Raw genomic sequence first — 7,498 nt, 5'->3', positions numbered from 1 at the left:
CGGGCGGTACGACGCCTTGACCTCGGTGTCGTCGGCCCACACGGCAACGGCGTCACCGTGCGAGTTCACGCCCATCTCGACATCGGTCGCGTGAGCGCCCAGCACCTCCGGCCACGTCCACGTCGACGTGGCCGACGCTGGCTGGACGGACAGCATCGAGGCCAACATCGCGATGGCTGAGACCAGAACCCCTGCTCGCAAGGAGCGCATACACATCCTTCGTAGTTGGAAGACCCAGGGATCCTACCGGTCCCGGCTCGTCGTCGTCCCGACGTGGATGCAGAAGGGCTCGCACCATGCGGCGCGAGCCCTTCTGCGTTTGTCCTGCTACCTACTGAAGCGCCAACTGCGCCTTGGTGACCACGGCGTCACCGAGCACTCCGTCACCGCCCAGCGCGTTCAGCCTCGTGACGGTCGCGGCTGCGTCCGTCAGGTAGGACAGGGCCGGCTCGGGCAGCGTCTCCGAGGTGCCGCGCACGAGCACCATCGGGACGTTGGCCATCGGACCCCCGGTCAGCGCGTCCGGGAAGTTCTCCCCGGTCGCGAGGTTGACCGTTCGCGTCGCCGGGAAGAACCTGCCGGCGACCGCGGCGGAGGTGGCGTACCGGTCGGTGCCGGAGACCATTTCTGCCTTCGGGTCGGCCGAGGCGGACACTCCGCCGATGGCGTACCGCTTGTCGCCACTGTGCTTGGCCAGATAGGCAGCCGTCTCCGTGGCCTGGCGGCGACCATGCGTCAGCAGGATGGCGGCTTGGGTCTTCGACGCGGCCGGCCCGGCGGACAGGGCGTCCGGGAAGTTGGTGCCGGGAGCTTCGAACACCGTCTGCGGGTTACCGAGGGCCCGCGCGATGGCCACCGCAGTCGCGTACCGGTTGCTGCCGGCGACGCGCTTCGTCAGATATCCCGCGTCTTCGATGGCCGACTGCACTCGATGGGACAGGGCCGACTTCCCGCCGAGCAGGTATACGGTGGCGCCCGGGTTGGCGACCCGCGTGATCTCGGCGAGCGTCGCGCCGTCGAGCTTGCCTGGATGAGAGAGAAGCAGCGGCGCGTTGTTCTCCGCGGCCAGCGGCGCGCCCGCGAGAGCGTCCGGGTACTCGTCCGAACGGGCCAGGACGACCGCGTCGGCGGACCCGTCTCCGGGGAACCGCTGCTGCGACACCGCCACCGCGGTGGCGATGCGGTCGGGGCCGGACAGGCGAGTCACTGGCAGCGCACCTGCGGCGAACACGGTGCCCGTCAGCTCGCTGAGGGTCGGCGAGCTCGTGTCCGTGATGGTCACGGTGGCGCAGCCGTTCGCGAAGCTGACGGGTGATGCCTTGAGCCAGCGGGTCCCGTTGAACCAGACGATGCTGTGCGCGTCCGCGGACAGGCCGCACTGCTTGACCGCGAGGGACGAGAAGTCGCTGCCCGCAGCGGCCAGCACGTCGAAGTACGACGTCGTGCCGCTGACCGGCGCGTCAACCTCTACAGGATCTCCTGGGTACTGGGACACGGTGAACGCACCCACGCCCGTCGCGGTGACGGTCGTTTCGTCCGACGTAGCGGTCGCCGTTCCGTCGGCCGTGCTCGAAGACGCACTTTCGGCGCCCGTCGCGCCCGCCGGCGCAGGCGGCGGGGTGGGGCCAGATGTCGCACCTCCACCGCCGCCTGAGCCTGCGCTGGTGGCAGCAGGCTCAAGGTCGTAGGTGGTGCCGTTCACCTCGATCGCATCGATCCCGAAGACACCGTCTGTCTGGGTGTCACCGGCCGCGCCGACGATGAACGCCAGCCCGCCCATGCCTGCGCCTGCAGGTGCTGTTGCGTCATTCGAGGGGACGATGGTGGCGCCGCCATTGGCAGCGATGTAGTCGCCCAGCGTTGTCTCGTCAGCGCCCGTGTAGGAGCCGTCGGTGCTCCAAAGAGCACCGGCGGCCATGGCGTCCCAGGACTGCCACACTCCGTCGTTCACCGTGCCGTTGTAGGCCGGCTCGAAGAACAGCGACGCATCCCCAACACCGTCACCGCTGTTGTCGATGGTCAGGCGGAGGTACGCCGGCTGCTTCACGCCCGACCCCGCCGCGGCCACCGCGAAGCTGGAGTACGACAGCGAGCTCAGAGCCGAGAGCCTCCGCCCGTCCAGGGCCGTGCTGCGGTACAGCTCCACCACACTCGGGTCCGAGCCCGTGCGGAACAAGTGCGCACCTGCTCCCAGCGGAGCACCAGACACTGCTTCGTCGCTCTGGTTGGGGGTCAGGTAGTCGGTGGCGTTGTAGGCCATCTCGCCCCACGATGCCGGCCCGAGGTCGAAGGTGGTGTCGTTGACAACGACCTGGTCCAGGCCGAACCTGCCGTCCGTCTGGGAGGCGCCGGCCGCACCAACGATGAACGCCAGTCCACCCATGCCGGAACCGGGCAGCGCGGCCGAATCAGTGGACGGCACGATCGTGGCGTTCGGGTATGCGGTCTTCAAGTCCGCAAGCGTCTGGGGGCTGGCGTAGGAACCGTCGGCGCTCCACAAGGCGCCGATCGCCGTGGCATCCCAGGACTGCCACACGCCATCGGTGACCGTGCCGTTGTAGGCGGGCTCGTAGAACAGTGACTGGTCGCCCGCGCCATCATTGTCGGTGTCCAAGGTCAGCCGCAGGTACGCCGGCTGCTTCAGGCCAGAGCCCGATCCGGCAGCGGCCGCGAAGGTGGAAAACGACAGCGCGTTCAGTGCTGAGAGCTTCGTGCCGTCGAGCGCTGTGCTTCGGTACAGCTCCACGACACTCGAATCTGAGCCGGTCGTGAAGAAGTGCGCACCGTCGCCGAGCGCAGCACCACCAGACACCACCTCGTCGCTCTGGTTCGGCGTCAAGTAGTCGGTCGTGTTGTACGCCATCTCGCCCCACACGGGCTTGGCTGGCACGCGCACTGGTGAGGAAGCAGGCGCCGCGACGCTGGGTGGGATGAAGGCGAAGCAGGCCAGCATGGTGCCGGCTGACGCCAACAGGGCAGGAATGCGCCTACGGCGCTTTCGATCTGAAGAGGACAAGGGATGACCTAGTGGATTCGGGGGGCATGCGTGCGTAATGCACGCTATATCCAAGGCGATGCCTGCCGCAGAGTTTCAGCGGACTCTCGCGCGCCCGGAAGCGCAAGAGCTCTGACCGGCCCCCGAAACAAGTCGCCAGGCGGATGCTTGCGGTTCGAGAGTCGAAGATCGGGCTTTGGATCGTTCGAGCGAATCTCGAACTGCCGTGCATAGAGAGCCCGACCGAAACTCCGTCCGGAGCCTAGTCTCGGTGATGTTCGAAGGTCAGGGTGCAGCAGCCGAGAGCCGGCAGCCGCCGCAGCGCCAGCTTGCGCTCGGGCAAAACAGAAGCCCCGGGCCTCCGAAGAGGACCGGGGCTCCTGCCTTGTTCAGTTGATCAGAATCGGTTGGCTACCGAATCGTCACGGACCTTCGACCAGCTGCACCGCGTCGCTCGCCGACTGGAACTGCTGCGGCGTGTCGGTGTCGCCCACCGTGTTGCTGTCGGTGCCCGTCTGGGCGTAGACGATGAACGTGTCGCCGGTAGTCGGGGTTGGTGCCCCGGTCCCGGTCCAGTCCACCGTGAGCGTCACCGTGTCAGCAGTGACCGAGTGCGCAGTCACCGTCCCTCTGTAGGTGGTGCTCTGGCCCGCCGGAGTGAAGGTCACCTTGAAGTCACCGTTGTCCACCGTGCCGGCGTCCACGTTCTCGCTGTAGACGACCTTCACCGTCGTGTCGGCGGCCGCGCTCACCGACCCGCTCTTGAACTCCGGCGCACCGTTGGCGGTCGGAGCCGCAGCGGACGTGGTGTGGTTCGAGGCGGTGCTTGGAGCGCTCTCCTCACCACCCTGGTCCACCGAGGTGACGTAGTAGCAGTACTCCGGACCCGTCGTCGAACCGGTCGGCGTCGCAGGAGCCGTGGTGTCGTTGAACGTGTACGGCCCAGTGTTGTCGTCGGTCACCGAGCCCACCTTGCTGTAGGCGTCGCCGGTGGTCGCCGGGCAGGTCACTGACCCACCAGTAATCGTCGGCTGCGTTGCCGTTGCCCGGTAAACGTTGTACGACGCCACCGATCCAGTGTCCGACTCGGGGAACGTCACGGCGACGCCACCCTTGGTGGTGTTCGGAGTGGCCGAAACCGAAGCCGGTGCGGCCGGCGAGGTGTCGCTGAGCTGGAACGTGGACTGGCCGGACGGGGTGTCGTTGTAGAACAGGCCATCCAGCGTGTCGCCCACAGACAGTGCGTTCTCGAACTGCGCCATGGTCACGGTGGTGTATGCGCCCGTGGAGCCATTGCGGACCTGGAACACGTCGTTGCTGTCGTAGTAGTAGGACACCGCGTCGGTGTTGGTCTCGAAGAAGTCGGCAGCCTTGTTGACCGTGGATACCGTCTGCGGTCCCGTGATGGCGCCCGTCGCAGGCTCAGCGCCGACAATGTCGGTCTCCTGCGCGACGCCGAACGACTCCTTCGGGGTCCCGTCGGCGTTCAGCGAGAGGCTCTGGTTGCCGTCTGCCTCGGAGTAGACAACCGGGACGAAGTTCCCGGTGGCCGTCTTCACGCTGAACGTGACAGTCCCGTCAGAGCCGTTGGCCTCAGTGTTGTCCGCCGCCGGCCCTACGTTGCCATTGACCACCGTGATGGTCGCGGTGTTAGTGCTGGCCAGCGTGGCCGTGTTGCCGGTACCACCAGGGTTGGTCCCCTTGAAGGTCACGACACCGTTGTCGGGGTTCGTGGTCACCTGGTCAGCGTCAGCCAGGACGATACGAACCGTGTCCGTGTCGACGCCGGAGACGGTGTACTGCAGCACCTGACCACTCGTCGCAGTCGCGGAGCCACCGCTGACGTTGTAGGTCTGGTTATGTGTGGGTAGGCTTAGCGACGGCGTGGACAGGGGCAAGGGTGCTTCCCTCAGTCTCGTTCGTCAAAGGTGGCATGCCCGACCGTTCCGCTGTACGGCGTCCGGTCATACGGCCACGCTTCTCGGGTGTGGCGAGTCCAATACTGCCGGTTGGCAGGTACACGATGGAGATGTGCTTCCTCTAATCCCCAGCCGGGGCCGGGCGTGTCGGCTTCGTACGGCCTTGGAGGACCCCTACGGGGAGATTCTTGACGTTCTCGTCGACACCGACACCGTGCCATTAACTATTTCTGGAGCCAGCGCAGCGACCGGCCATCGCAGCGCATCTGACGACCTCGTCGCGCGCGGACTATCGAGGCGCCCGCAATGCGGTGTCGCGGAGACTTGTGAGTACGCGCTCTCCACCGTTCTGAGCTCACGAAGTCTGCAAGTGTGGCGGTACGCAGACGATGGGCCGCCCGAGGATGTCACATGGCGGGAGGAGCCGGGGGATCTCCGAGCGCCGATTGGCTGGCTACTCGTTCAAGAGGTGCCTCGCAAGAGCGCTGGCTGGTCCCCCCGCCCTGAGGTCACGCATGTCATCAACCGATCTTCCGGGCGTGGGGTCACAGTCAGCGCCATCTGGGCTCATCCCGAGGAGTGGCAGCTCCAGAACTACACGGCTGGCGGCCCGCGGGGCCAGCGCGTCGGCTCGGCAGGAACGACCGAACGGGCCGTCGCACGTCGAGCCGCCCGCTTGGCAGGACGAGTGGCATCCGTGACCGCGGACCTCTTCATCACACGGCGGCCGTACCTCCTGAACAAGGTTGGATTCGGATGGCTGGACGGGGTGCTGTGCGCGACACCGGAGAGGGCCACTGCGATGCTGGCCCTGCTCCTCCGAAGGGCTCGTGAGTATCCGGTCGCGCCCTACCAACGTACGGGCTGGGAGTCGTACATGTCGCTCGCGACCGAGGCGCTCCTGCCCGGCCATGGCGACTGGGGCGCCTTGTGGACCCAGGAGTCGTTTGCGGCCGATGGCGCCCTCGCCTATCACGGCGATGCCGTGTCGTCTCGCCTCTTCAAGGCGCTACTCGCACGTGATGACCTCGCGGTTGCTCTCAGCAGCGGCCACCGCCGCCCCTTTGACGAGACCGAGGCCTTGGAGCGCTTTGTTGTCTTCCTGCTCGCCGCGTTCGATGCTGCTGCCCGCGCCTCCAACCTCATCCTCTGCCGGCCTGTCGCTAAGGGACGGGAGGCCAAGTGGCAGAGGGTCGGGTTCCTTCACCGGCTCCGCGGAAGTGCGCCTGAGCTCGCCGCTCTCTTCGACGGTGACCACTCGCCTGGCCAGGACGTGCTCCGCGTGCTCCTTGAGATTCGCAACTGCATCCACGGAGGAGGAGTCACCGGGCAACAGCACACGGTGCAGCACAGGCACTCCAGACGCCACCTGTCGGTCCCATTCGACGAGGTGCCAAGGCTCATGGAAGCAGTGCAACGTCGGGTGTCTGCACGGCCGAAGGAGAAATGGGGGATACACCAGACCGGAAGCTACGTGTGCATCGAACCTGAGGCCCTGGTCGAGACGTTGCTTGCCGAGGCGCTCCTGCTGCTGTGCCGGATCTTCGCTCTCACGACGAGCTGTGTCGGGTCTCCGCCGTCTGCGGCATGCGAGGACCCGGACCGGGGTGCGGAGCAGTTCCAGTTCCAGAATGGGTGGCTTGTCGAGCAGCTGGTAACCACCAGTGGATCTCCGATGTACCGCTGGCACTTCGGGCTTGAGCCATCCTGACGGAGTCGCCGTACGTCGGGCCGGGCAGCCGAGAACGGTCCGGCGACTTGTGAGCGGGCCAGGCGGCGCGCGGCCATCAGGTACACGGACCATCGCGTTCTGTCGGTGGTTCCTGTCACGCTCGCTGCTGACTAGGAGGTACTCGTTGTGGCCACTCGACTCGACCACGAACCGCCGCGGCCGTCGCTCGACGACTTGTTGACCGATGCCATCAAGTCGTATCTGCGCGATGCCGCCGTCAGCCGTTCGGGCGTCGATCTGCTGGCACAACCAGCCAGGCCCGTTGTAGTCGATGCCAACAGGCTACGTGGCGAGATCCGCGCCCTCGCCCGGAACGGTTATGACACAGCCCTGGTCACGCTCGCAAGGACCGGATTCCTACACCTCTTCGCCGCCCAGCACGTTTTCGACGAAGCCGAGGAGCACCTGGACAGGTGGGCGCGCGAAACCGGCACTCCGCTGCCAGCGTACCGAGCCGCGTGGGTCTCGAAACTCAGGCCGCTCATCAACGAGGTGTCGTTCTCGCGAGAGCTCCTGACCCGAGACGAACTCGCTCGCATCGAGATGCTCGACCGTCCGCACCCGCTGGGCGACCCCGACGACGTACCCACCGCGATCGCGGCGATGGTGCTCGCGGCTCCCCTTCTCAGCGGTGATCAAAAGGCACTCGCCGCTGTCTACGGACCGACCTGCGACACAGCGAAGCACGACGCCTACCGAGACGCCTTGTTTGGCGGCGGACGAGTTCTCGTGCTGTCCCAGATGGGGCTGGTCAGCCTCATGCTGCTCCAACTTCTCGGCGGCCTCGGCGCCGTCGGCATTCGCACTGTCGGAGCCAGGACCGGCGCACTGCCCCTGGCTCTGACTGCGGCT

At 66.6% G+C, this 7,498-nt stretch carries 4 protein-coding genes; 2 read left to right on the top strand and 2 right to left on the bottom strand.

What is annotated here, in order from left to right; all coding sequences use genetic code 11:
- Positions 1 to 331 precede the first annotated feature (331 nt).
- Together VFJ21_01035 and VFJ21_01030 are read right to left on the bottom strand one after the other, a co-directional pair.
- Positions 332 to 2,890 carry a cell wall-binding repeat-containing protein gene (locus VFJ21_01035; protein HET7405705.1) on the bottom strand — a complete coding sequence of 853 codons (2,559 nt, stop codon included), beginning with the start codon at positions 2,888 to 2,890 and terminating at the stop codon, positions 332 to 334.
- Positions 2,891 to 3,417: 527 nt separating this feature from the next.
- Complete coding sequence (locus tag VFJ21_01030; protein HET7405704.1) at positions 3,418 to 4,803, bottom strand: hypothetical protein; 1,386 nt, start codon at positions 4,801 to 4,803, stop codon at positions 3,418 to 3,420.
- A gap of 808 nt (positions 4,804 to 5,611) precedes the next feature.
- Between VFJ21_01030 and VFJ21_01025 the strand changes: the two genes are divergently transcribed.
- Both VFJ21_01025 and VFJ21_01020 read left to right on the top strand, forming a co-directional pair.
- Positions 5,612 to 6,625 (top strand): hypothetical protein, encoded by a 1,014-nt coding sequence (locus VFJ21_01025; protein ID HET7405703.1) that lies wholly within the window; start codon positions 5,612 to 5,614, stop codon positions 6,623 to 6,625.
- 147 nt (positions 6,626 to 6,772) lie between these two features.
- On the top strand, positions 6,773 to 7,498 hold a 726-nt coding region (locus VFJ21_01020), incomplete at its 3' end, for a PIN domain-containing protein (protein HET7405702.1).

Source organism: Mycobacteriales bacterium, from assembly GCA_035690485.1.
GTDB lineage: Bacteria > Actinomycetota > Actinomycetes > JAFAQI01 > DASSKL01 > DASSKL01.
Note: the sequence above shows the minus strand (reverse complement) of the source record. Positions and strands in the feature narration are given on the sequence as shown.